Source organism: Xenorhabdus cabanillasii, from assembly GCF_003386665.1.
Classification (GTDB): Bacteria; Pseudomonadota; Gammaproteobacteria; order Enterobacterales; family Enterobacteriaceae; genus Xenorhabdus; species Xenorhabdus cabanillasii.
This window is the reverse complement of sequence record NZ_QTUB01000001.1, coordinates 3,502,689-3,529,536: the sequence shown is the minus strand read 5'-3', so window position 1 is coordinate 3,529,536 and position 26,848 is coordinate 3,502,689. Positions and strand designations below refer to the sequence as shown.

The following is a 26,848-nucleotide window of genomic DNA, read 5'->3' as shown; positions in this document are numbered from 1 at the left end:
CTTCACCATCTTAAATATTATGAATAATTACTTGGATAAAGATTTTAATGTTAAAATTAAATTCCTATCTTACTTGCCTAATTCAATATTTCAAAAAATATCTATTGCACGATATATGTTAAAACATCGAATTTTAACTATATAAAAACATATCTTACCCATTTCAAAAAATGATAAAGAAAATCATTAATAAATCTTTTTTTTCGAAAGATTACTGAAATGTGCCTGAAAATTATTTTTATGTAAAAGGTGTTATATATGAAAAATGCAGCGCAAATTGTGAATGAGGCTTTAAATCAGGGAGTTACTCTATTTGTTGCTGATAACCGTTTACAATACGAAACTAGCCGCGATAGTATTCCAGCAGAATTGCTCAGTGAATGGAAGCAACATAAACAGGAATTGATTGATTTTCTGAGCCGGATCGATTCAAAAGAAGAAATTCAAATATATCAATTACAGAATATTCAACGTGATGGTAATGCAGAACATTACCCACTCTCATTTGCTCAGCAACGTTTGTGGTTTATCGACCAGCTTACTGAAGGTAGTCCCCAATATAATTGTCCCGGCTATTTGAGATTACGTGAATCACTCAATCTCAATGCTTTTAAAACCGCTGTAAAAGCATTGCTTGAACGCCATGAAGCATTACGCACCCATTTTAAAATTATTGATAATGAGCCACGGCAGGTTGTATCAAATTCCTATGATTTACCTATTACGCTGTATGATCTGACGGCGTTGTCTGAAGCTGAGCAGAAAAACGAAGTTGAACAACTTAGTCAAGAAGAAGATAACTTGGTTTTTAACCTCAGCACTGATTTGATGTTACGTATTCGGTTGATAAAGCTGGCTGAAAATGATTATGTCATTATCTATACCATTCATCATATCGCTTGCGATAGTTGGTCAATAGAAATTTTTATCAATGAACTTATCACCTTATATCGTGCTTATAATCAAGGGGAAATAGCCCCACTACCGCCACTTAAAATCCAGTATACCGATTATGCTCAATGGCAACGCAATTGGCTGCAAGGGGATATTCTGAAAAAACAACTGGATTATTGGCAAAACCAGTTATCAGGTATTTCTCCACTTCACCGTTTTCCACTGGATAACCCACGACCGGAAAAACAGAGTTTCGAAGGGAAACTTAATGAGCAACGTATTTCAAAGGATTTAACACAAGAAATCATAGCGTTATGTCACCAACATGAAGTCACTCTATTCATGTTTCTGGAGACAGCTTTTGCTGTGTTGTTGAGTCGTTATAGTAATGAAAAAGACATTCTGGTCGGAACACCCCTTGCAGGGAGAATACACCATGATATTGAGCCTCTGATCGGCTTTTTTGTTAATTCTCTGGTGATCAGAACGGATTTATCCGGCCAGCCTACTTTCAGTGAGTTATTAAAGCAGAACAGTCGTACCATTCTGGATGCTTATGCACATCAAGACCTGCCATTTCAAATGCTGGTAGAGAAAATTAGCCCAGGACGAAACTTAAATTATAACCCTATATTCCAAATCGCTTTTACTCTGGAAAATACTCAGCAAGGTACAACGTTAGCGCGGGATAATAATATTGAGATTGAAGAGCGCCTGCTTTTGAAAGTCCGATTTGATTTGGAAATTCATATTTATGAAGAAGAGGGAGGATTATCCCTTTTATGGGTTTATGACAGCAGCCTATTTAAAAATATTACTATTGAAAGATTACTTGCCAATTATGAAACTTTGCTTGCTAATATTGTTAAAGTGATGAAACCGCGTATCGGCTCAGACTTGATACGCAAAGAACCCTCTGTTCATGATATTCCACTATTAGCAGAGGCTGAAATACACACTTTATTACATGAATGGAATGGGCTACAGGATCATAGCCAGCATGGCGGCTGTTTTCATGAATTGTTTGAGGAACAAGCTGCCCGGCACCCTGAAAAAACAGCTGTTGTTTTTGGCAACAATTCATTGAATTATCGGGAACTCAATAAACAAGCCAACCAACTTGCTCACTACCTAATAGAACAAAATATCAAACCAGAAACATTGGTTGCGCTCTGTATTCCTCGTTCATTACGCGCTGTCGTAGCACTATTGGGGATTATTAAAGCAGGTGGAGCTTATCTGCCGTTAGATCCCAGTTATCCGACATCCCGTCTTCAATATATGCTGGAACATAGCGAAGCTGAGTTCATTCTGACCGAAACAAATCTGATAGAAAAACTCCCAATCAGCCAGCAGAAAGTCGTCTGTTTAGATGCTGAGACAATACAGTCACAATTGCAGCACATGCCTGCGGGTAATATCGCTGAACGTCCATTTCCACTAACAGAAAATAATCTGGCTTACGTTATTTATACCTCCGGTTCTACTGGTAAACCGAAAGGGGTGATGCTGGAACATAAGGGGTGGGTCAACCTGGCACTTTCACAGGCGGGTTTATTTGGTGTTGATTCAGATAGCCGGGGATTGCAGTTCGCTTCCTGGAGTTTTGATGCCATGATCTTAGAAATATCTATGACACTGGCGTATGGCGCAGCACTTTACTTAATTTCAGAAACCCAACAGCATACCCCTGAATGGTTGGATGAATTAGTTGAAAAACATCAGATTACCCATGCTTTGTTACCACCTGCTTTACTGCCTTATCTGGACTTTAACAAATGGCGTTCCGTCTCAACTTTGCTTTTAGCGGGGGAAGCTGTACCACCACCGATCGCTGTTCGTTGGTCACAGGACAGAAAACTATTCAACGCATATGGCCCGACCGAGTGTACTGCCATTGTGACTTCCGGCTTATTAACTGATGACAAAATTACGATCGGGAAGCCATTGCCTAATACCGTTATCCGTATTCTTGATCCATCAGGCAATCTGGTACCTATTGGTGTTGCGGGGGAATTATGTATTGGTGGCATCCAACTGGCACGCGGGTACTTGAATGCTCCTGAAACGAACGCAACGAAATTTATTACTGATTTGACGGAAAAATCCCAATCCCAACGTTTATACCGAACGGGAGATTTAGCCCGTTGGTTGCCTGATGGCAGTGTGGAATATATTGGCCGGATTGACTCCCAGGTCAAGATTAGAGGGTTCAGGATTGAGTTAGGAGAAATCGAAGCTGCACTGACCGGACATGATGCCTTAAGCAGTGCTGCGGTTATTACTTATGGTAATGATAAAGACAGGAGATTGATTGCCTATGTTTGCCCGACCGCAGATTGGCTGGGTGAAAGATCCTTGCAATTTAGTACCGAAGATCTTAATTCCGAAAACATCACCCAATACTCAGCTATTAAAGCTGAACTTTCAGAACAACTCGAATCAGCACTGAAAAAACAACTGCCGGAATACATGGTTCCTGGCCTTTATATTCCGCTAGAGCGAATGCCACTCACGTTAAATAACAAAGTGGATAGAAAAGCGTTGCCTACTCCAAATGAAAGTGATTTCCGCCAACAAGATTATGTCGCGCCAAGAAATGAAATAGAGAAAAAAATCAGTCAATTATGGCAAGAAGTGCTGGTCGTCAGTCAAGTCGGTATCCATGACAATTTTTTCGTACTGGGTGGTCACTCTCTTCAGGCAACCCGCCTTATCAGTTCAATACGCAATGATCTGAACATTGAAATACCGTTGAGCAGTGTCTTTGAGCACCCAACACTTGAGCGATTATCACAAGTAGTTACGATTCATCTGGTTAAAGAAAAAAGAAAGCATTTCCAATCTGAGCAAGAAACGACACAAGAACTATTGGAAGGTGATATATGAAAAATGCCGCGCAGATCATCAATGAGGCTTTAAATCAAGGGATCACTCTGTTTGTGATTGATAACAAACTGAAATATAAAACCAGCCATGACATTATGCCTTCGGAACAACTGCTCAGTGAATGGAAACAGCACAAACAAGAGCTGATCGATTTCCTGAATCAGATCGATTCAGAAGAGGACACGAACACTTACCGGCTGCAAGATATTCCGCGTTATGATCGTGCGGAACATTATCCACTCTCATTTGCTCAGCAACGTTTGTGGTTAATTGATCAACTAACCGAAGGCAGCCATCGGTATAACTGCACAGGCGATTTCAGGCTGAGAGAGCCACTCAATCTCAATGCTTTTGACGCTGCTGTAGCAACATTGCTTGAACGCCATGAATCGCTGCGTACTTATTTCAAAATTATTGATAATGAGCCACGGCAGGTTATCGCCACTTCCTATGATTTGCCTATGACAATGCATGATCTGTCCTCGCTGTCAGAATCTGAGAAGGAACAGCAGGTTAAACTACTCGGTGAACAAGAGTGGAAACAAGCCGTAAACCTCAGCACTGACCTGATGCTGCGTATTCGGTTGCTGAAATTAACAGAGGATGATTATTTCATTCTCTATACGATCCATCATATTGTCTGCGATGGCTGGTCGCAGGCAATATTTGTCCGTGAACTGCTTACATTATATCGTGCTTATTGCCAGGGCGAGGATAATCCTCTGCCACCATTAAAAGTTCAGTATACCGATTATGCCCAATGGCAACGGGACTGGTTGCAAGGTGATATTCTGGAAAGGCAACTGGATTACTGGCAAAACCAGTTATCAGGTATTTCACCACTTCACCGTTTGCCCCTGGATAATCCTCGTCCAGAAAAACAGCATTTTGAAGGGCGGCTTCATCCACAGCGCATTTCAGCACGTCTTACTCAAGCAATCAGAGCATTATGCACCAAACATAAAGTGACGTTATTTATGTTTCTGGAAACGGCTTTTGCTGTGTTGTTGAGTCGTTACAGTAGCGAAAAAGATATTCTGGTTGGAATGCCGCTTGCAGGACGAAGACACCGTGACACTGAATCTTTGATTGGCTTTTTCGTTAATTCACTGGTGATAAGAACGGATTTATCCGGTCAGCCTACATTCAGTGAACTGTTAAAACAAAACAGCCGTACCATTCTGGATGCTTATGCAAATCAAGACCTGCCTTTTGAGATGCTGGTAGAGAAAATCAGTCCAGAACGGAATTTAAATTATAATCCTATTTTCCAGATCATGTTTGCAGTACAGAATAATCAACGGGATACCACTCTGGAGCAGGATAGTGTTGTCACATCTAGAGAACGTTCACTTCTGACTACCCGATTTGATTTGGAAGTCCATATCTATGAAGAAGACGAAGGGGAGTTATCCATTGGGTGGATCTCTGACACCAGCCTGTTCAGAAGTGCTACCATTAACAGATTAATTGCCAATTACGAGGTCTTGCTAACTAATATTGTTGATGTGATGAAACAGCATGTTGGTACTGGCGAGCCATCCGTCCATGACATTCCATTATTAGCAGATGCTGAGCGGAATACCTTACTGCATGAATGGAGTGGGCCACAAATCCCTTACCAAACCGGGAAATGTTTTCATCAACTCTTCGAAAATCAGGTATCACAACACCCTGAAAAAAATGCTCTGATCTTTGGAGATGACTCCCTGAACTGGCAGTCATTGAATTATCAGTCATTAAATCAACAAGCCAACCAATTAGCGCACTATCTGCTTGAACAGGGGATCAAACCAGACACGTTGGTTGCACTTTGCATACCACGATCATTACAGGCTGTTGTGGCGTTGTTGGGTATTCTTAAAGCGGGTGGTGCTTATTTACCGTTAGATCCCAGTTATCCGAAAGCCCGTCTCCAATATATGCTGGATAACAGTGAAGTGGAGTTTATCCTGACCGAAACTCACCTTGTTGAAAAACTCCCCATCAGCCAGCAGAAAGTCATCTGTTTGGATACTGAGATAATACAGTCACAGCTGCAATACATGCCCACAGGTAATATTACTGAGCGTCCATTCCCGCTCACGGAAAATCATCTGGCTTATGTGATTTACACTTCCGGTTCTACCGGCAAACCGAAAGGGGTGATGCTGGAACATAAAGGGTGGGTTAATCTGGCATTTTCGCAAGCAGATTTATTTGGTATTGACTCACATTGCCGGGGATTGCAGTTTGCTTCCTGGAGTTTTGACGCCATGATTTTAGAGATGTCCATGACATTAGCCTATGGTGCCACGCTGTATTTGATTTCAGAAACTCAACAGCGCTCCCCTGAATTGTTGGATGAAATCGTTGAAAAACATCAGATTACCCATGCCGTACTACCACCAGCACTGCTTCCTCATCTGAATTTTAACAAATGGCGTTCTGTCTCAACTTTGCTTTTAGCGGGTGAAACCGTACCACCACAGATCGCTGTTCGTTGGTCACAGAATAGAAAACTGTTTAATGTATATGGCCCGACAGAATGTACATCCATTGTTACCACAGCTTTACTCACTGACGAGAAGATCACGATTGGCAAACCTTTGCCTAACGTTGTGATGCGTATTCTTGATCCAGAAGGTAATTTGGCTCCGACAGGCGTTATCGGGGAACTGTATATCGGCGGTGTTCAGTTAGCACGCGGTTACCGAAACTCACCGGAAATCACGGCAAGGCAATTTATTCGTGATCCATTCAGTCCACATTCAACGAATGGCGGGGAAAACAGGCTTTATCGTACTGGTGATTTAGTGCGCTGGACACTTGATGGTCAGTTGGAATTTGTCGGCCGTGTTGACTCTCAGGTTAAGATCCGTAGTCACCGCATAGAGTTGGGTGAAATAGAGACAGTTTTGTCCGGGCATGATGCTTTAAGTAGTGCTGTTGTTATCGCTTATGGTCAGGATGAAGATAAAAAAACTTATTGCGTATGTCTGCCCAAGTACGGGATGGTTGGGTGAAAAGGCCACTGAATTTAACGCAGGTAGCCTCGAAAACTGGACAGAAATTTTTGATGAGCAATACCGTCAACCCATAACGGAGAATACCCCGCAAGAAAATATCAGTGGTTCAGCAGAATCTGACAGTGATTTCAGCGGCTGGATGAACAGCTACACTAAGCAGCCGATTGCTCTTGAGCAGATGGAAGAGTGGTTAGCAGGAATTATGCACCGGATTAACGCCCTGCATCCTCACCGTTTACTGGAAATTGGCTGTGGTAGCGGATTATTGTTGTATCGCTATGCTGAACAGTGTGAGTCAGTAGTGGCTACTGATATTTCGGCTGAGGTTTTAAACCGACACCAACATATTCTGCAACAACGTGGCTGGTCACATGTACAACTAAGAAGAGGAGACGCGCTCAACTCAGGAACATTACATGCTGGCGAATTTGATACTGTCGTGATTAACTCCGTTGTCCAATATTTCCCTAATGTTCAATATCTGGAGAAAGTGCTTGAACAGCTAATGCCCGCGGTGACAGCAGGCGGAAAGATTCTGTTGGGTGACATTCGCAATTTAGATCTCTTAACCGCCCATGCTACAGCAATAGAGCAAAGTCACCTTAACGGGCAGCGTATTCAGGCAGGGATACTGGCGAACCGTATCCAGCGGCGTTTACAACAAGAACCTGAGCTTTTACTCAGTCCAACTTATTTTGCTCAATTACCGGAACGTTATCCTGACATCGGCCGGGTTGATATTCTGGTTAAACGTGGCATCGGTGACAATGAAATGCTGCGTTATCGTTACGATGTCATCTTACATAAAAGAGATAAAAATACCGAATCTTGTCATGAAATGCCGCTAAATTGGCGCGATTTTGATTCTTTTGAAAATCTGCGCAGTTTGTTACAGATGGGCACAGAGGATACATTGGGTGTTTCAGGCATTTCCAATGCCAAAGTTAAAGATGATTTTGTTTTGGCAGAAGGGCTGCGTCACTGGTCAGCCAATCAGATGGTAACTCCACCAGAAAATGCCGGCACTTTCTCCCCACAGGCATTAAAACAGGTTCAGGAGTTCGAATCCTTACTGCAATATGCTGAACAATGTGGTTATCAATGCGGTGTTACGTGGTCACAACAGCAACCTGATTTACTGGATGTGATTTTCAGCCGCGGAGAGTTACCACCAGTACAGGCCCGTACCGGCTACAATCAAAACCATTTAGCTAACTATCCGCAAATTTCGGCTATTAGCGGAGAACTTTCAGAATTACTCGAATCTGCACTGAAACAGCAACTACCAGAATATATGGTTCCTGGTCTTTACATTCCTCTGGAACGAATGCCACTCACTTTAAATAATAAAGTGGATAAAAAAGCGCTACCGATCCCAAATGAAGACGATTTACGCCGACAAAACTATGTGGCACCAAGAAATGAAATAGAAATTAAAATCGGTCAGTTATGGAAACGTTTGCTGAACGTCAGTCAGGTCGGCATTTATGACAATTTCTTTACACTGGGTGGTCATTCACTTCAGGCAACCCGTCTTATTAGTTCAATACGCAACGAATTAGAAATAGAAGTGCCATTGAGAAGTGTTTTTGAACATCCAACACTTGAGCAATTATCACAAATTATCACTATTCATCTTATCAAGGAAAAAAGAAAACATTTCCAGGTTGGGCAAGAAACAGAACAAGAACTATTGAAAGGTGATATATGAAAAATGCCGCGCAGATCATCAATGAGGCTTTAAATCAAGGGATCACTCTGTTTGTGATTGATAACAAACTGAAATATAAAACCAGCCGTGACAGTATGCCTTCGGAACAGCTGCTCAGTGAATGGAAACAGCACAAACAAGAGCTGATCGATTTCCTGAATCAGATCGATTCAGAAGAGGACACGAACACTTACCGGCTGCAAGATATTCCGCGTTATGATCGTGCGGAACATTATCCACTCTCATTTGCTCAGCAACGTTTGTGGTTAATTGATCAACTAACCGAAGGCAGCCATCAGTATAACTGCACAGGCGATTTCAGGCTGAGAGAGCCGCTCAACTTCAACGCTTTTGACGCTGCTGTAGCAACATTGCTTGAACGCCATGAATCGCTGCGTACTTATTTCAAAATTATTGATAATGAGCCACGACAGGTTATCGCCACTTCCTATGATTTGCCTATTACAATGCATGATCTGTCTTCGCTGTCAGAATATGAGAAGGAACAGCAGGTTAAACTACTCGGTGAACAAGAGTGGAAACAAGCCGTAAACCTCAGCACTGACCTGATGCTGCGTATTCGGTTGCTGAAATTAACAGAGGATGATTATTTCATTCTCTATACGATCCATCATATCGCCTGTGACGGCTGGTCGCAGGCAATATTTATCAGTGAACTGCTTACATTATATCGTGCCTATTGTCAGGGCGAGGATAATCCTCTGCCACCATTAAAAGTTCAGTATACCGATTATGCCCAATGGCAGCGGGACTGGTTGCAAGGGGATGTGCTGAAAAAACAACTGGATTACTGGCAAAACCAGTTATCAGGTATTTCACCACTTCACCGTTTGCCCCTGGATAATCCTCGTCCAGAAAAACAGCATTTTGAAGGGCGGCTTCATCCACAGCGCATTTCAGCACGTCTTACTCAAGCAATCAGAGCATTATGCACCAAACATGAAGTGACGTTATTTATGTTTCTGGAAACGGCTTTTGCTGTGTTGTTGAGTCGTTACAGCAACGAAAAAGATATTCTGGTTGGAATGCCGCTTGCAGGACGAAGACACCGTGACACTGAATCTTTGATTGGCTTTTTCGTTAATTCACTGGTGATAAGAACGGATTTATCCGGTCAGCCTACATTCAGTGAACTGTTAAAACAAAACAGCCGTACCATTCTGGATGCTTATGCAAATCAAGACCTGCCTTTTGAGATGCTGGTAGAAAAGCTTAGTCCGGAACGAAGCTTAAATTATAATCCTATATTCCAGATCATGTTTGCAGTACAGAATAATCAACGGGATACCACTCTGGAGCAGGATAGTGTTGTCACTTCTAAAGAACGTTCGATTCTGACTACCCGATTTGATTTGGAAGTTCATGTTTTTGAAGAAGAACAGACAGACGAATTATCTATAGTCTGGATTTCAGATAGTCTGTTTAACAGGAGCACCATTGAAAGATTTATCGCCAATTACGAAACTTTGCTTTCTGGCATCGTTGAGGTAATGACAGATGATTCAGTCAATAAAGAACCCCCCGTTCATGAACTCCCATTATTGGCGGAAGCTGAAAAGTATACCTTACTGCATGAATTAAATGGGCCACAGAACCCTTACCCACAAGGGCGTTGTTTCCATGAGTTGTTTGAAGACCAGGTGGCACTGAATCCTGGAAAAACCGCGCTGGTTTTTGGTGGAGAGGCTTTAAGTTATCAGGCCGTTAATGCTCAGGCCAATCAGTTGGCACATTACCTGATTGAGCAAGGTATCCGGCCTGATACCCTGGTTGCCATTTGCCTTCCCCGGTCGTTACAAACAGTGATTGCACTGATGGGTATTCTTAAAGCCGGCGGCGCTTATGTACCGTTAGATGCCAGTTACCCGCAAGCCCGCCTGCAATATATGCTCGAGCACAGTGGGGCGGGATTTATTCTGACCGAAACATCGCTGGTTGATAAATTGCCTGTCAGTCAGCAACGTGTTATCTGTCTGGACACGGTACAGTCGCATGTGCAAAACCTGCCCGCTGATAATATTGTTTATCGTCCGGTGCCCCTGACAGAAAATCATCTGGCCTATGTCATTTACACTTCGGGCTCTACCGGCCGGCCAAAAGGCGCGATGCTGGAGCATAAAGGGTGGGTGAATCTGGCACAGGCGCAAGCCCGGTTATTTGGTGCGGATGCCGATATTCGCGGGTTGCAGTTTGCTTCCTGGAGCTTCGACGCCGCCGTGCTGGAAATGGCAATGACTCTGGCCTATGGTGCCACGCTGTATTTGATTTCAGAAACACACCGCCGTTCCCCTGAATGGCTGGATGAGATGGTTGAAAAACACCACATAACTCACGCCGTACTCCCGCCGGCGCTGTTGCCCCATCTGGATTTCAGCAAATGGCGCACAGTATCAACCTTGCTGTTGGCAGGGGAAGCAGTGGCGCCACATATCGCCGCACAGTGGTCGCAGGGCAGAAAGCTGTTTAACGTTTATGGCCCGACGGAGTGTACTTCGATTGTGACCACCGCCTTATTAACGGCAGATAAGCGAGTGACGATTGGAAAACCGTTGCCGAATACCGTCATGCGTATCCTGAATTCCGACGGTAATCTGGTGCCTCTTGGTGCTGTCGGGGAACTGCATATCGGTGGTATTCAACTGGCCCGCGGTTACCGTAATGCACCGGACATCACAGAAAAACAGTTTATCCGTGATCCTTTCAGTGCCAGTCCGGCAGACCGGCTTTACCGTACCGGTGATTTAGTGCGCTGGACGCCGGAAGGTGAGCTGGAATTTATTGGCCGTCTGGATTCCCAGGTCAAAATCAGGGGGTACAGGATAGAGCTGGAGGAAATTGAGGCTGTTTTAGCCGCACATGATATTGTCAGTCATGCGGTAGTGAGTACATATGGTCATGACAGAGAAAATCAAAAACTCATTGCTTATATCAGCCCTACAACGGCGTGGTTAGACGAGAAAGTGACTGCATTTAATGAGAACTATCTTGAAAACTGGAAAAATATCTTTGATGGGCAACATACATCGGAAAATATCGGTCATGACAATGACAATGACAAAGATGGAACAGATTCAGACAGTGATTTCAGCGGCTGGATGAACAATTATACCGGGCAGCCCATTACGTTAAACCAAATGGAAGAGTGGCGGGCCGGCATTATACAACGGATTGAATCCCTGCATCCCCGCCGCTTACTGGAAATCGGCTGTGGGACAGGCGTTTTGTTGTACCGTTATGCGGCTCAGTGTGAATCAGTATTAGCTACCGATATTTCAGCCGACGTGTTAGCCCGACACAAGAAAATCCTGCAACAACGTGGCTGGTCGCACGTGGAGCTCAGAAGGGGGGATGCGCTGAATTTGGGCACAATCACGCCTGATCAGTTTGATACCGTTGTGATTAATTCCGTTGTCCAATACTTCCCCAATGTTCAATATCTGGAAAAAGTGTTTGCCCAGTTACTGTCAGTCACTAAGGCAGGCGGAAAAATCCTGTTGGCCGATATCCGCAATTTAGATCTGTTAACTGCGCATGCTACTGCCATCGAACACGGCCAGCTGAATGGACAACGTATCGAAGTCAGTACATTGGCAAATCGTATTCAGCGGCGATTACAACAAGAATCAGAATTGCTGCTCAGCCCAACCTATTTTACCCAGTTACCAACACGTTATCCTGAAATCAGCCGGGTTGATATTCTGGTCAAACGTGGTGTGGGTGACAATGAAATGCTGCGCTACCGGTATGATGTCATTCTGCATAAGAAAAACGAATATACGACACCTTGTGATGATTTATCTTGTACTTGGTACGATTTTTCCACGCTGGAAGATCTGCGTGATTTATTACAGACAGGGATAGACCAGACAGCAGGTGTTTCAGGAATACCTAATGCCCGCATCAAAGAGGATTTTATTTTAGCGGAAGGGTTACGCCACTGGCCTGCCAATCAGATGATCCCTCCGTCAGAATATGCAGGCGGTTTTTCTCCGCAAACAATGGAACAAGTTCAGGCATTGGAGTCTTTGCTTCACTATGCCGAACAGTGTGGTTATCAGTGTGGCGTGACATGGTCACAACAACGGCCTGACTTGTTGGATGTGATTTTCAGCCGGGGTGAATTACCTCAAATACAGGCACGTTCAGATTACAGCCAGACGCATTTGGCCAATTATCCGCAACTTCCTGCTATTAGCGGAGAACTTGCAGAGCGACTGGAATCCGCGCTGAAAAAACAATTGCCTGATTATATGATACCCAGTCTCTATATCCCTTTGGAACGCATGCCACTGAATTTGAATAATAAAGTAGATAGAAAAGCGTTACCGATCCCAAATGAAAGTGACTTACGCCGACAGGCTTATGTTGCACCGAGAAATGAAATAGAACAAAAAATCAGTCAATTATGGCAGAAATTGCTGAACGTCAGCCAAGTGGGAATTTATGACAACTTTTTCACACAGGGCGGACATTCACTCCAGGCGACGTGTTTGATTAGTTCAATACGCAATGAATTAAACGTCAAAATACCACTAAGAAGTCTTTTTGAACACCCAACACTTGAGCAGTTATCACAAATAGTCACAGTTCATCTTATTGAAGAAAGCAGAAAACATTTCCGAACTGAGCAAGAGACGACAAAAAAAATACTGAAAGGTGATATATGAAAAATGCTGTGCAAATTGTCAATGAGGCTTTAAGTCAAGGGATCACACTGTTTAGTGAGGATAATCGCTTACAATATGAAACTCTCCGTGACAGTATTCCGCCGGAATTGCTCAGTGAATGGAAACTTTACAAGCAAGAGCTGATTGAATTCCTGAATCAGGTTAATACAGAAAAAGAAACTCAAAAACACTGGTTGCAAGATATTCCGCGTGATGGCAAATCAGAACATTATCCACTTTCATTTGCTCAACAGCGTTTATGGTTTATTGATCAACTAAATGGAGGCAGTCCCCAGTATAACTGTACGGGGGATTTCAGGCTGCGGGAGCCTATTAACATTGAGGCATTTGAAGCAGCTATTAAGGCGTTACTTGAACGCCATGAAGTGTTGCGTACCCATTTTAAAGTCATTAATAACGAACCACGGCAATTTATTGCTGCCGATTACGATTTACCAATTACGCATTATGATTTATCCAGGCTGTCTGAAACTAAGAAAAACTATCAGGTAAAACAACTCGGTAAGGAAGAAGAGAGTTTGATTTTTAACCTTAACACGGATCTGATGCTGCGCGTCCGGTTAATAAAATTGGCGGAAGATGATTACGCGATTTTGTATACAATACACCATATCGCTTGTGATGGCTGGTCAATACCTATATTTTTCAACGAGTTACTTACCTTGTATCGGGCTTATTGTCGAGATGAAGTAAATCCACTACCGCCGTTGAAAATTCAGTATACCGATTATGCCCAGTGGCAACGGAACTGGCTGCAAGGTAAGACTCTGGACAAACAACAAACTTATTGGCAAAACCAGTTAGCGGGTATTTCGCCACTTCATCATGTACCTCTGGATAACCCACGTCCAGAGAAACAAAATTTCGAAGGACGGCTTCATCCACAGCGCATTTCAGCACGTCTTACTCAAGCAATCAGAGCATTATGCATCAAACATAAAGTGACACTATTTATGTTTCTGGAAACGGCTTTTACCGTATTACTGAGCCGCTATAGTAATGAAAAAGATATTCTGGTTGGAACAGCAATTGCCGGCAGACAACATCCTGATATTGAATCTCTGATCGGTTTTTTTTGTAAATTCATTGGTGATCAGAACGGATTTATCCGGCCAGCCGACGTTCAGTGAATTATTAAAACAAAATAGCCGCACCATCCTGGATGCTTACGAACATCAAGATTTACCGTTTGAGATGTTGGTAGAAAAAATCAGCCCGGAACGGAACCTAAATCATAATCCCATCTTCCAAATCATGTTTGTTGTACAGAACAACCAACAGGATACAACGTTGGAACAAGGTAATATTATTACATTTGAAAAAAATGCGTTTATTACCACGCGATTTGATTTGGAAGTTCATGTTTATGAAGAAGAACAGACAGACGAATTATCTATAGTCTGGATCTCAGATATGAGGCTGTTTAACAGGAGCACCATCGAAAGATTTATCGCCAATTACGAAACTTTGCTTTCTGGTCTTGTGGACGTAATGGCAGATAATTCAGTCAATAAAGAACCCTCTGTGCATAAATTACCAATCCTGGCAGAGGCGGAAAAACAGATCTTATTGCATGAATGGAGTGGGCCACAGGAATATAGTCAGCGAGGACGTTGCTTCCATGAACTGTTTGAAGAACAGGTAGCGAAAAATCCTGCAAAAACTGCACTGGTCTTTGGTGACAGTACTTTAAGCTATCAAGCCCTGAATGAACAAGCCAACCAATTAGCCCGTTATTTGCTCGAACAGGGTATTCAATCTGAAACCCTTATCGCGCTCTGCATTCCCCGTTCCTTGCAAACTGTGGTGGCAATATTGGGGATCCTGAAAGCCGGTGCGGCCTATGTGCCATTAGATCCTAGCTACCCGCAAGCCCGTCTGCAATATATGCTGGAACACAGTGGGGCAATGTTTATTCTGACCGAAACCCATCTGGTTGAAAAATTGCCTGTCAGCCGGCAAAAAGTGGTGTGTCTGGATACAGACGTTATTCAGTCATACCTGCGAAAATTGCCTTCAGAGAATATCATCGAACGGCCGTTCCCCCTGACAGAAGATCATCTGGCCTATGTCATTTACACTTCGGGCTCTACCGGCCGGCCAAAAGGCGCGATGCTGGAGCATAAAGGGTGGGTGAATCTGGCACAGTCGCAAGCCCGGTTATTTGGTGCGGAGGCTGATATTCGCGGGTTGCAGTTTGCTTCCTGGAGCTTCGACGCCGCCGTGCTGGAAATGGCAATGACTCTGGCCTATGGTGCCACGCTGTATTTGATTTCAGAAACACACCGCCGTTCCCCTGAATGGCTGGATGAGATGGTTGAAAAACACCACATAACTCACGCCGTACTCCCGCCGGCGCTGTTGCCCCATCTGGATTTCAGCAAATGGCGCACAGTATCAACCTTGCTGTTGGCAGGGGAAGCAGTGGCGCCACATATCGCCGCACAGTGGTCGCAGGGCAGAAAGCTGTTTAACGTTTATGGCCCGACGGAGTGTACTTCGATTGTGACCACCGCCTTATTAACGGCAGATAAGCGAGTGACGATTGGAAAACCGTTGCCGAATACCGTCATGCGTATCCTGAATTCCGACGGTAATCTGGTGCCTCTTGGTGCTGTCGGGGAACTGCATATCGGTGGTATTCAACTGGCCCGCGGTTACCGTAATGCACCGGACATCACAGAAAAACAGTTTATCCGTGATCCTTTCAGTGCCAGTCCGGCAGACCGGCTTTACCGTACCGGTGATTTAGTGCGCTGGACGCCGGAAGGTGAGCTGGAATTTATTGGCCGTCTGGATTCGCAGATCAAAATCCGCAGCCATCGCATTGAACTGGGAGAAATCGAAGCCGTTCTTGCGGGGCAGGAGATTTTAAGTAATGCTGCCGTGATCGTTGATGGTTATGACAGTGAAGACAGGAAACTCATTGCTTATGTTTGTCCGAGTACGAATTGGCTGGCGGAGAAAGCGGCCGCTTTTAATGTCGATTACCTTGAAAGCTGGACAGAAATCTTTGATGGTCAGTATCGGCAGGAGATAACAGAAAACATTGCTATTGATGCTACCGATAAGAGCGATGACGATAGTGATTTTGGTGGCTGGATGAACAGTTATACCGAACAGCCGATTGTGTTGGAGCAAATGGAAGAGTGGCGGACGGGGACGATGCAGCGGATTGAATCCCTGCATCCCCGCCGCTTATTAGAAATCGGCTGTGGATCTGGCTTATTGTTATATCGTTATGCTGAACGATGCGAATCCGTATTGGCCACTGATATTTCAGCGGAAGTATTGTCTCGTCACCAGAAGATTTTGCAACAGCGTGGCTGGTCGCACGTAGAACTGAGAAGGGGGGATGCACTGAATTTAGGCACAATCACGCCTGATCAGTTCGATACCGTTGTGATTAATTCCGTTGTCCAATACTTCCCCAATATTCAATATCTGGAAAAAGTCATTACACAGTTATTACCTGCGGTTGAAGCAGGGGGAAAAATCCTTCTGGGCGATATTCGTAACTTAGATTTGTTAACTGCACATGTAACGGCCATCGAGAAAAATCGCCTGAATGGGCAACGTATTTCGGTGGGTACACTGGCAAATCGCATTCAACGGCGTTTACAGCAGGAAAAAGAGTTTTTACTTAGCCCGACCTATTTTGCACAATTGCCGAAACGCTACCCTGAAATTGGCAGAGTTGATATTTTGGTCAAACGTGGCATCAGTGACAATGAAATGCTGCGCTATCGTTATGAAGTGATATTACATAAATGCGACAAGAAGACAGAATTATGTCGTAATTTTCCTATAACCTGGTGCGATTTCAATTCTATTGAAGAGCTTCGTAATGTGTTGGAGACAGGAAAATTCGATACGTTCGGCGTTTCCGGGATTCCTAATGCCCGCATCAAAGAGGATTTTGATTTAGCGGAAGGGCTACGTCATTGGCCGTCTAATCAGATAGTTTTTTCACCAAAAGAGGCCGGCGGTTTTTCTCCAGAAGCAACAGAACAAGTTTTGGCACTCGAATCTTTACTTCAGTATGCACAACAGTGCGGCTACCAGTGTGAGCTTACCTGGTCGCAGCAGCAACCTGATTTACTGGATGTGATTTTCAGTCGGGGTGAATTACCTCAAATACAGGCACGTTCAGATTACAGCCAGACGCATTTGGCCAATTATCCGCAACTCCCTGCTATTAGCGGAGAACTTGCAGAGCGACTGGAATCCGCGCTGAAAAAACAATTGCCTGATTATATGGTGCCCAGTCTTTATATCCCATTGGAACGCATGCCACTGAATCTGAATAATAAAGTGGATAAAAAAGCGTTACCTGTTCCGGATGAAAGTGACTTACGCCGTCAGACTTATATCGCGCCAAGAGATGAAATTGAGGAAAAACTCTGTCAGTTATGGCAAGAACATCTAAAAATCAATCAAATTGGTATTTATGATCATTTCTTCTCGCTCGGAGGTCATTCACTCCTGGCTGTTAAGATAACCGCTTCCATAAGAAATACGTTAACCAATAATTTCAGTATGCAGCAGCTGTTTGCAAATCCAACTATTGCACAAATCGCAAGTGTGATCCGTCACAGTCATAAGCACGAAATATCTGCACCGAAGACAACACACAATATATCTGATCACAGTATATCTGATAGAAAAATACCTATTTCTTATAGTCAGAAACTGTTTTGGTATTTTGTTCAAGAAGGGTTATTGGAGGATAGTTTCCATGTACCAATTGCTTTGCTGATGGAGGGAGAACTGAATCATAATGCGTTAGAAAAAAGTTTAAATACCATCTTAGAACGGCATGAAAGTTTACGTTTTAAGTTTTATAAAGAAAATGAACAAATTTTCATGCAACCTGATAACAATATGAAAATTAACCTGCAAGTTATCGAAGCATTACCTGGAGGAATAGAGAAAGAACAAATTATTGTTGAAATTAACAAGCTCTGGGAAGAGAAATTAAGAACACCTTTTGATATTTATAATGCCCCATTAATCAGGACATTCTTACTGCCTGTTTCGGAAACAATTACGGTTTTATTTGTTGATATACACCACATCATTTCCGATGGATGGTCTGTCAATATCATTATTAATGAGTTTAAACAGTTATATACGGCTTATTCACAGGGGCAAGAAAATACGTTATCACCGGTTGCCATGCAATATTCTGGTTATGTTTATGACTTGCAAGAAATTCATACAACTGAGGCGATTAAAAAACAGATTAAATTCTGGCAACAACAATTTTCCGAAGTTAGTACAGAACGTAATTTTCCAGTTCCTTTCAGACATCACCTTGCCTCAAAATATCGGTCTCACGTCCGTCATATCAAAATACCTGATTCACTCGATAAAGCCGTTTTGCAATATTGTGGAACGCATAAGATCACGCCTTATATGTTATTTATGGCTTTGTTCCATACTTGTCTCTTTATGCATTCCGGTGAATCACAACATATTGTTACTTCACCAAAAGCTGACCGTACTCGCACAGAAAGCCATCAAACAATAGGGTTATTCTTAAGTGAATTAATAGTAAAATCGACCATCAGTAAAGAGATGAGCCTGCAAGAAATCATTAAGCAGGTCAGTCAGTCTATTCATCGCACCATAGAGAATTCAAATATCCACATGTCTGTCGTGATTGAAGCGGTGGGAGAAAAAGTGATAGATAATATATTTAATGTTCTGTTTAACTATTTGGATGCGCAAAATCTCTATGATTTTATCGACATGTCTAAAAATGAAAAAATATTACTGCCAAATCTTGATGTGGAATTGATAGAGGCCAAAGTGATTCCTTTTGAATCACTTGGAATGAATCTCATATATATGCCACAAAAGATCGAGTGTGAACTCAATTACAACCCAGAACTGTATACAGAAGAAGTCATTGATAGTTTGGCTGAATATTATGAACGACTACTGAATGTCATCATATCCGGTCAGGAAAAAGAGAGTATCAGTCAGTTTTATGATTAAATTTATCTGTAAAATTAATAGATTAGCCTCATGGATGAGGCCAGTATCGAATTCGGTAGCCAGAGTTGCCTCAGTCAGTTGTTAACGTTAATCTATACAATTATGACGTACATGTAAAAATGCTTCTCTCGATCGCTTCACTTTTTCTTGATTGATAAATCCTATCAATATATTGATAATTGATCGTCAATTCCGATCAAATTATTGATCTTTTTTGATTCTTAAGGTAAATTTTTCTTCCGTACACAGAAACCTGTGTCCGAAATTTTTTGTTATGCCGCATTATTGTTTTGCGTTATGCATAATAAGTAGTTGTATATTATGATCATTATGGATATGTAAATGAAAAATATTTTTGTTTCATCTTTTATTGCCGCAATATTGGCTTCAATAAGCAGTATTTCTTATGCTGCCCCTGCGACAACAACTGGGACAGTTCAATTCAAGGGACGCATTATAGATTCAGCCTGCACTATTGATGGTGATTCTGACAAAATTGTGCACATGGGGACATATATCAAAAGCGATATAAAAGAAAAGGGAAGGGAAGTTGATGGGAGCAAAAAGGATTTTAAGATCAAATTAACTGGGTGCCCTGTTGATAGTACAACACATATTATGATGAAGGTTACAATATCAGGGACGAGTGATGTCCACAATAGCAAACTATTAGCAATAGAATCATCTTCGGGTGCAAAAGGGATTGGCATCGGTGTTTATTCCGAAAGTAATCTGATAGATTTTACTTCTGGTTCTCACCAACTAAAAGATATTGAAATTGACAAAGCTGATACAGAAATACCTTTACAAGTGGCTTATGTATCTAATGGAGAAACCCCTACAGCCGGACAGGCCAATGCCACGCTTAATTTTAATATAGCTTACAAATAAAAATTAATTATAGGTATTTCTTTCCTGGCCGCAGAGGCATTTTTATGGCTGCGGCCGGGAGCTATTAACATCATAAGTAGTCATGTAATAATGAAAGATAAAATAAAAAAAATATTTACATCGTATATGCTAGCGAAAAAAATAACGCTCATATTCTCATTGTTTTTTATATTGCCAGCCTGGGCGGGTGTAACCGTTGGTGGAACCCGCGTTATTTATAAAGGGAATAAAAAAGAAACTTCAATTTCAGTGAAAAACTCTGACGAAAGCCGGCCTTATTTAATTCAGTCTTTTATCAGTACTGATTCAAAGGGAGAAAAAGCTCCTTTTATTGTGACACCGCCGCTGTTTCGTCTGGATGCTGGCAAAGAAAGTATTCTTCGTATTATCCGTACCGGCGGAAATTTACCTGAGAACAGGGAATCGGTTTTTTACCTTAATGTGAAATCTATCCCTGCCGTACAAGAAAACGAACAGAATACGTTATTGATTACGGTGAAAACCCGAATCAAATTGTTTTATCGGCCTGAAGGTATTGAGGGCGATTCTGAAGAAGCTTATAAAATGCTGACATTTCGTCGCATTGATAACCAACTTGAGGTAAGAAACCCCAGTAATTATTACGTAACCCTCGGACAGATTAAAGTGGCCGGGAAAACCCTGACGGGTACTGACATGATCGCTCCACAAGGGGTAGCATATTTCGCCCTGCCATCTGAATCACCAGGCTTAGTTAGCTGGAATAGCATTAACAGTTATGGTGGCGTGAGCAAAGAGATAATTAAAAATCTGCCTTAATTAAAAAGAAGATGAAAGATAAATATTGGGGACTAAAAATCATATTTGTTAAATATAAAACAAGTGGCGGAATAATTATGCCAACATGTTTTCTTTCGGTCTTTATTTTATGTTTTTCTGTGTTGTTATCATTACCCGTCATGGCACAGGATTATTTTCGATTATCAGCACTGGAATTAAATGATACTCAGCCGGTGATTGATTTAAGCGTATTTTCATCCCCCGGTGGCCAATTACCGGGTCAGTATCTGGTGAACATATTTCTTAACGGCAAAGAGAAAGAAACAAAACAGGTTAATTTTATTAAACTGGAAAACGGCAAACTATCGCCACAGCTAACGGTCGATAATTTAAAACAGTTCGGCGTGAAAATGTCAGCTTTTCCGGCGCTGATGAAAATTTCTCCTGAACAAATTATTGATGATATTAGCGAGTATATTCCGCAGGCATCGGCTTCATTTGATTTTTATGAGCAACATCTGGATATCAGTATTCCACAAGCAGCATTGGATAATCAGGCCAGAGATACGGTGGCATCACATTTATGGCAACAGGGAGAGTCAGCATTTTTAATGAACTATAATTTTAGTGGATCAGAGAGTTATAACAAAAACACAAAAAACCAAAGTTATTTTTTAAATTTACAAAGTGGAATAAATATCGGACCGTGGCGGGTAAGAAATCAATCAGTTTATGATTATGATTCTGGGAAAAATAAAGGTGAGAATCGTTTTTCATCCATTAACAGCTACATCCAACGGGACATCCATGGGCTAAAAAGTCAAATAATTCTTGGCGAAACCTTTACTGACGGAGATATATTTGAAAGCGTGCCGTTCATTGGTGCTTCTATGACATCCGATAGCTTAATGTTGCCCGGCAGCCAACGTGGCTTTGCGCCAATTATCCGTGGTATTGCTCAAACCAATGCGCGCGTAACAGTTCGCCAAAATAATTACGTCATCTACGAAAGCTATGTTCCGCCGGGGCCTTTTATTATCACGGATCTTTATTCAACTTCCGGTTCCGGTGATTTGGATGTCACGATCACCGAAAAGGACGGGCGACAGCGTAAACTCGTGCAACCATGTTCATCAGTGCCAGTGATGCAGCGAGAAGGGCAATTAAAATATCAGATTACCCTGGGGCGTTACCGTTATTCCGATGCCAACGTTTATAAACCTTATTTTAGCGAAGCGACATTTATCTATGGGTTCTCCAACCGATTAAGTTTGCTGTCTGGTATGCAGATAGCAGAAAACTACCGGGCGTTTAACGCTGGCCTGGGGGTTGGTTTAGGTAATTTTGGGGCGATTTCTCTGGATATGACACTGGCTGATGCCAGATTGCCGAAGAATGAACATAAACGAGGGCAATCGTATCGAATCCAATATACAAAAAGTATTGAGGCAACAGGGACATCCCTGACTTTGGCTGGCTATCGCTATTCCACACCAGAATACTATTCATTTGCAGAGGCGAATGAATATTCAGTAAGAAAAGAAACCAGCCGCGCACAAAATAAGCGTAGCCAGTTGCAGCTAACCCTGAACCAGGGGATGGGGGATTTTGGCAGTCTTTATGTGTCTGCCTATCAGCAGGATTACTGGGGCAAACAAGGCACCAGCCAGTCATTATCTGCGGGTTATAACATTAACCTTGCCGGGATCAGTTATGGGTTGAATCTTTCTTACAGTGCCAATCATGAATCCATTAAGAATAAGGATATACAGGCATCGTTTAATGTCTCTATTCCACTGGATAAGTGGCTGCCTGATGGATGGGCAACTTACAGCATCAACAGAAACGGCCGCGGTCAGGGAAGCCAGCAACTGGCGATTAGTGGCAGCGCATTGGATGATCATGCTTTGTCATATCATATCCACGGGGAACATGGCAATAATATGGAAGGGACGAGCGGCGGTGCTTCGCTGGAATATAGCTATTCTTCTGGCCGTGTGAATCTGGGCTACAGCTATGGCGATAATAGCCGATCGCTTAACTACGGGTTGTCTGGCGGTCTTGTTGCCCATCAAGACGGCATTACGTTTTCCCAATCATTAGGTGAGACCGTGGCACTGGTTAAAGCGGCTGGTGCAGCAGAAACAAAAGTTTTAAATCACAGTGGAATTAAAACGGATTCACGTGGCTATGCCGTAATCCCGTCGGTTGAACCATATGCTTACAACCGGGTTGCCCTGGATACTGAAATGCTGGCTGATGGCGTTGACCTTGACAACTCAGTGCAACACATTGTACCGACTCGCGGTGCCGTGGTTGCTGCCGATTTTCGCGTCCGTCAGGGGCACCGGATATTGGTGACATTATGTTACAACGGCAAACCCGTACCTTTTGGTGCCAGCGCAGCGTTAATAAACAGTGACAGTAGCGGGATTGTTGGTGATGACGGTGAGCTGTATTTGAATGCTGTCCCTGAGCAGGCAGAAATAAAAGTACAGTGGGGAAAAAATAAAGGTCAACAATGTCATGCAAAAATAGATTTATCAGTGCTGCCCGAAAAGACAGGCGTATTACAGCTGGCGGCTGACTGCCGCAGTTAAAAGGAATTTATAATGTTTAATTTTGAATATAATAATCGCTTGCAGATTAAAGCTAATAACTTTTTATTGGGATTACTAATTGTTATTGCCGCGGGAGGTTATTCAACACGGATTACAGCAGCAGTATGTACGGCCAATAATAAGACTCAGATAGTCACATTTGGTGATATTTCTGTTGATTCTAATAAAACACCATATAAAAAAACCATAGATGGCAATAGGGTGTATGTAAAGTGCGATTATAAAGGTGGCCATCAGATATATGTAAAATCTATCGAGGGAGCAACGCGTGAATCCTCCACAAGTAAGTTTTATGTTACCAGTCCTACTAATGTCAAATTTAAATTGAGCCTCACACCTGATGGTTTGAAGGCTGATGACCTGGCAGTGAATAACTCAAGAGGGATCGGCAGAGGCAAGGGTTTTAGCAGTAAATTTTATTTACAGATCGGTAATGATGTTAAATCCGGAATAGTCAAAAAGATAATAATAACGATGGCTCGTCGAGCTAGTAATGGAGAATTTACCGGAGAGGAATTGTATTCTTATATAATCCCTGAATTTAACATCACAACAAGATCTTGTGAAATAACCACTCCAGTTGTTAATGTCCCGATGGGAGCCGTATTAAAAAGTCACTTTAAGAACATAGGTGATACCGCTGGAGGACGTTCTTTCGAGATTAATGTGCAATGCAAAGGTTCTCCGAACGCGAATATTACCTGGGAGCCGGGAAAGACTGGCACAAATGGCGTGATAAATGCTGATGCAACCTCATCAGCAACAGGAATCGGCATTCAGATTTTAGATGACAAAAGCAATCCTGTGAAATTTGGTGAACAGCAGGATCTTGGCACGATAAATTCTTCGAAAATATTGTCATATACGGCAAAGTATTATCAAACCAGTAATACCGTCACTGCCGGTAGTGTTAATGCCACGGCCACTTTTACTGTCGATTATAAGTAATCGAGAAATTCATCATAACCGTTTATAGTTCCGCAGTTTTATCCCTTGACTTCAGTGATAAAGCAGCAGGAAAAAATAAATTGGTGTTGACTATCCGGGGAAGCTCTTATGGTACGATTTTTTCGTTTTCTGAAGCAACCCCTGATCCATACAGGCTTGGTATTGTGGACGATGTGCTGCTTAAAGCACAGCGCGCACCTGTCCAGATAAATAAAAATGGAAAACCCGTGGCTGTGGTTATATCTGAGCAGTCCAGCCTTCGGAGGCCAAAAGCACCGCCTTGATGCGATCACACACTCGACTGTCGCGCGTTGTATCATGCATCAATTCGAGGGCATGTTTTTGTTCTGGTGTCAGATGAATTTTCATGGTTGCATGCATGATCGGGTTTGGATAAGAAATCAGGCATCTTCAAGGGAGATTGGTATATACGCTTTATTCAAACCCCGGTTTTAACAAAATCTTCACGCTCTTACCCTGGGGTTTTGCATCAGTATAATTTAGACCCGCTCGCCTGACAATGATAATATAATGTTAATTATTATTATTTTTTGAGGTTATTATGTTGCTCGTTATGTTTTGTTATGTAAGTGCATTTAATGTATTGTTAACATATATTTGGTTTCTGGAGAAAATAGATACTTATTGCAATTTTTTGGTGGATTAATCCGTCATGCGGTAGCTATGTCCAATGAATATTAAGTTAACAAAAATGTAACGCAAGAAGACGAAAGATACATTAGGGAAGGCTATAAATCATCCGGAAGAATACTGCAAACAAAAGTCTCATCATGAAATTAAGCTGGTAAAGGGAAAGTCGTAATGAACGTATCTGAACATAAAAAGTTAGTCTCTGAATATTTGTGCAAACTTTCGGGTAAGCAGGATTTAGGCGATACAGTCAATATCTTTGAAACCGGTTTGGTTAATTCGTTGGCTGCCATTCAATTAATTTCCTTCCTGGAAAAAAACTTCAAAATTAAGGTTGAGCTTGATGACCTTGATAATGCTAATTTTTCTAGTATCCAAGCAGTCTGTGATTTTTTGGATAGGAAGGTGGCAGCAAATGTTTAATCGTTTTTTATCTGTAAAACAGCAGGAATGGTTACAAGAGTTTGAGCGATTTTCAGCCACCGAGGTTGCACCTTATGCCGATGAATGGGACTTAGCCGAAGCAATTCCAGCCCATGTTGTACAGAAACTGGCGCAGAATGGCTGGCTGGGTGGATTGGCAAAACCTGAAAACGGTGGCTTGGGCTTTGACGCCACCACATTCGGGCTATTGAATATGGCGATAGGTGCAGGCAGCGGATCACTGACAGGGTTGCTGAATGTACATTCAATGATGCTTAAAACCATTGAGGAGTGGGGAACTCAAGATCAAAAACAGCGTTTTTTGGCATCCTTGGTGAAGGGGGAAATTATCGGGGCGTTCGCACAAACGGAAGTGTCTGCGGGAGGGGATTCTAAAAATTTATCGACACAATTTACAGATTCTGGTGATGGGCTGAGTGTAAATGGGCAAAAAAGCTGGATTACATTCGCTCAGATAGCGGATCTGTTTCTGGTCTTCGGTAAATACCAAGGGTTGGATACCGCAGTATTGGTTCCCAAGGACACGCCGGGATTAACAATCACGGCCAAGAAAAATATGTTGGGATTCAAGAGTGCCTATCTGGCCGTATTGGATTTCAACGATTGCCGAATCCCCAAGATAAATATTGTCGGGAAACCCGGATTTGGACAAAACCTCATTTCTAACAGCGCATTGGATTATGGTCGTATCAGCGTGGCTTGGGCTGCGCTGGGAATACAGCAAGCCGCCTTAGCCGCATCAGCCCATCGGGCCAATTCACGCGCCACATTTGGAACATTGCTTGCAGATCAGGGCATTATCCGCGGCTATTTAGCTGAAATGTCCAGTAGCCTGCTCGCCTCACAACTCATTTGCTTATCAGCAACAAAAACCAAAGAAGCCAAGGATGAAGATGCCCTTGTGCAAATCCTTCAGGCCAAGTTATTCGCATCACATGAAGCCGGTATTGCTGCCGCGAAAGCAGTTCAGATTCACGGTGGTCACGGATGTGAGGAGAAAAATGGCATCAGCCGACTTTATCGGGACGCAAAAATCTTGCAAGTTGTTGAAGGAAGTAATGAACTGCAAAAAATGCTGATCGGCAAAGAAGTCTGTAATCGATACAGTTATACCCAATAAGTCTTTAAAAGATAAATTAAACCGTATCGCTTCATCCATACATTAATTCCCATAAATATGACCCGAAAAGCCAAACATCCTGTTCGGCGGACGGATTCCTATTGTCTGCCGAACAGCGATGACATAGGGTCGCAAACACATCTGAGACTATAAAAACGATACCCAATGAATTTCAAGATGCTGCCGACCAAGCTGCAATT

At 42.6% G+C, this 26,848-nt stretch carries 8 protein-coding genes and 4 pseudogenes; 11 read left to right on the top strand and 1 reads right to left on the bottom strand.

The genetic code is table 11. The features are described 5' to 3' along the window. The first annotated feature begins 258 nt into the window (after positions 1-258). The 9 genes and pseudogenes from BDD26_RS15795 to BDD26_RS20340 all read left to right on the top strand — a co-directional run. Positions 259-3,783 (top strand): non-ribosomal peptide synthetase, encoded by a 3,525-nt coding sequence (locus tag BDD26_RS15795; protein WP_115827090.1) that lies wholly within the window; start codon positions 259-261, stop codon positions 3,781-3,783. After that, a pseudogene (locus BDD26_RS15790) lies at positions 3,780-8,502 on the top strand (amino acid adenylation domain-containing protein). Before BDD26_RS15795 ends, BDD26_RS15790 begins: the two are co-directional and overlap by 4 nt. Continuing rightward, complete coding sequence (locus BDD26_RS15780; RefSeq protein WP_115827089.1) at positions 8,499-13,190, top strand: non-ribosomal peptide synthetase; 4,692 nt, start codon at positions 8,499-8,501, stop codon at positions 13,188-13,190. The pseudogene BDD26_RS15790 and the gene BDD26_RS15780 overlap by 4 nt, the downstream one beginning before the upstream one ends. Further along, positions 13,187-19,214, top strand: a pseudogene (locus BDD26_RS15775) (non-ribosomal peptide synthetase). The gene BDD26_RS15780 and the pseudogene BDD26_RS15775 overlap by 4 nt, the downstream one beginning before the upstream one ends. A 342-nt stretch (positions 19,215-19,556) precedes the next feature. Further along, on the top strand, positions 19,557-20,105 hold the full coding sequence (locus tag BDD26_RS15770) for a fimbrial protein (protein WP_115827088.1): 549 nt from the start codon (positions 19,557-19,559) through the stop codon (positions 20,103-20,105). A gap of 171 nt (positions 20,106-20,276) precedes the next feature. After that, positions 20,277-20,903, top strand: coding sequence for a fimbrial biogenesis chaperone (locus BDD26_RS15765; protein WP_306414906.1), 627 nt, complete (start codon positions 20,277-20,279; stop codon positions 20,901-20,903). Between the two features lie 77 nt (positions 20,904-20,980). Further along, a complete protein-coding gene (locus BDD26_RS15760; RefSeq protein ID WP_115827087.1) occupies positions 20,981-23,464 on the top strand; it encodes a fimbria/pilus outer membrane usher protein in 2,484 nt (827 codons plus the stop codon). Positions 23,465-23,476: 12 nt separating this feature from the next. After that, positions 23,477-24,433: a fimbrial protein gene (locus tag BDD26_RS15755; RefSeq protein WP_115827086.1), complete on the top strand. Its 957-nt coding sequence runs from the start codon at positions 23,477-23,479 to the stop codon at positions 24,431-24,433. A 161-nt stretch (positions 24,434-24,594) separates the two neighbouring features. Further along, positions 24,595-24,678 (top strand): annotated as a pseudogene (locus BDD26_RS20340) (type II toxin-antitoxin system prevent-host-death family antitoxin); the annotation flags it as partial. Between the two features lie 4 nt (positions 24,679-24,682). Here BDD26_RS20340 and BDD26_RS15745 read toward each other — a convergent pair. Continuing rightward, positions 24,683-24,802: pseudogene (locus BDD26_RS15745) on the bottom strand (IS630 family transposase); the annotation flags it as partial. Between the two features lie 453 nt (positions 24,803-25,255). On the opposite strand from BDD26_RS15745, the gene BDD26_RS15740 reads away from it, so the two are divergent. Further along, positions 25,256-25,507 carry an acyl carrier protein gene (locus BDD26_RS15740; RefSeq protein WP_038260984.1) on the top strand — a complete coding sequence of 84 codons (252 nt, stop codon included), beginning with the start codon at positions 25,256-25,258 and terminating at the stop codon, positions 25,505-25,507. After that, on the top strand, positions 25,500-26,648 hold the full coding sequence (locus BDD26_RS15735) for an acyl-CoA dehydrogenase family protein (RefSeq protein WP_115827085.1): 1,149 nt from the start codon (positions 25,500-25,502) through the stop codon (positions 26,646-26,648). Before BDD26_RS15740 ends, BDD26_RS15735 begins: the two co-directional genes overlap by 8 nt. Positions 26,649-26,848: the final 200 nt, after the last annotated feature.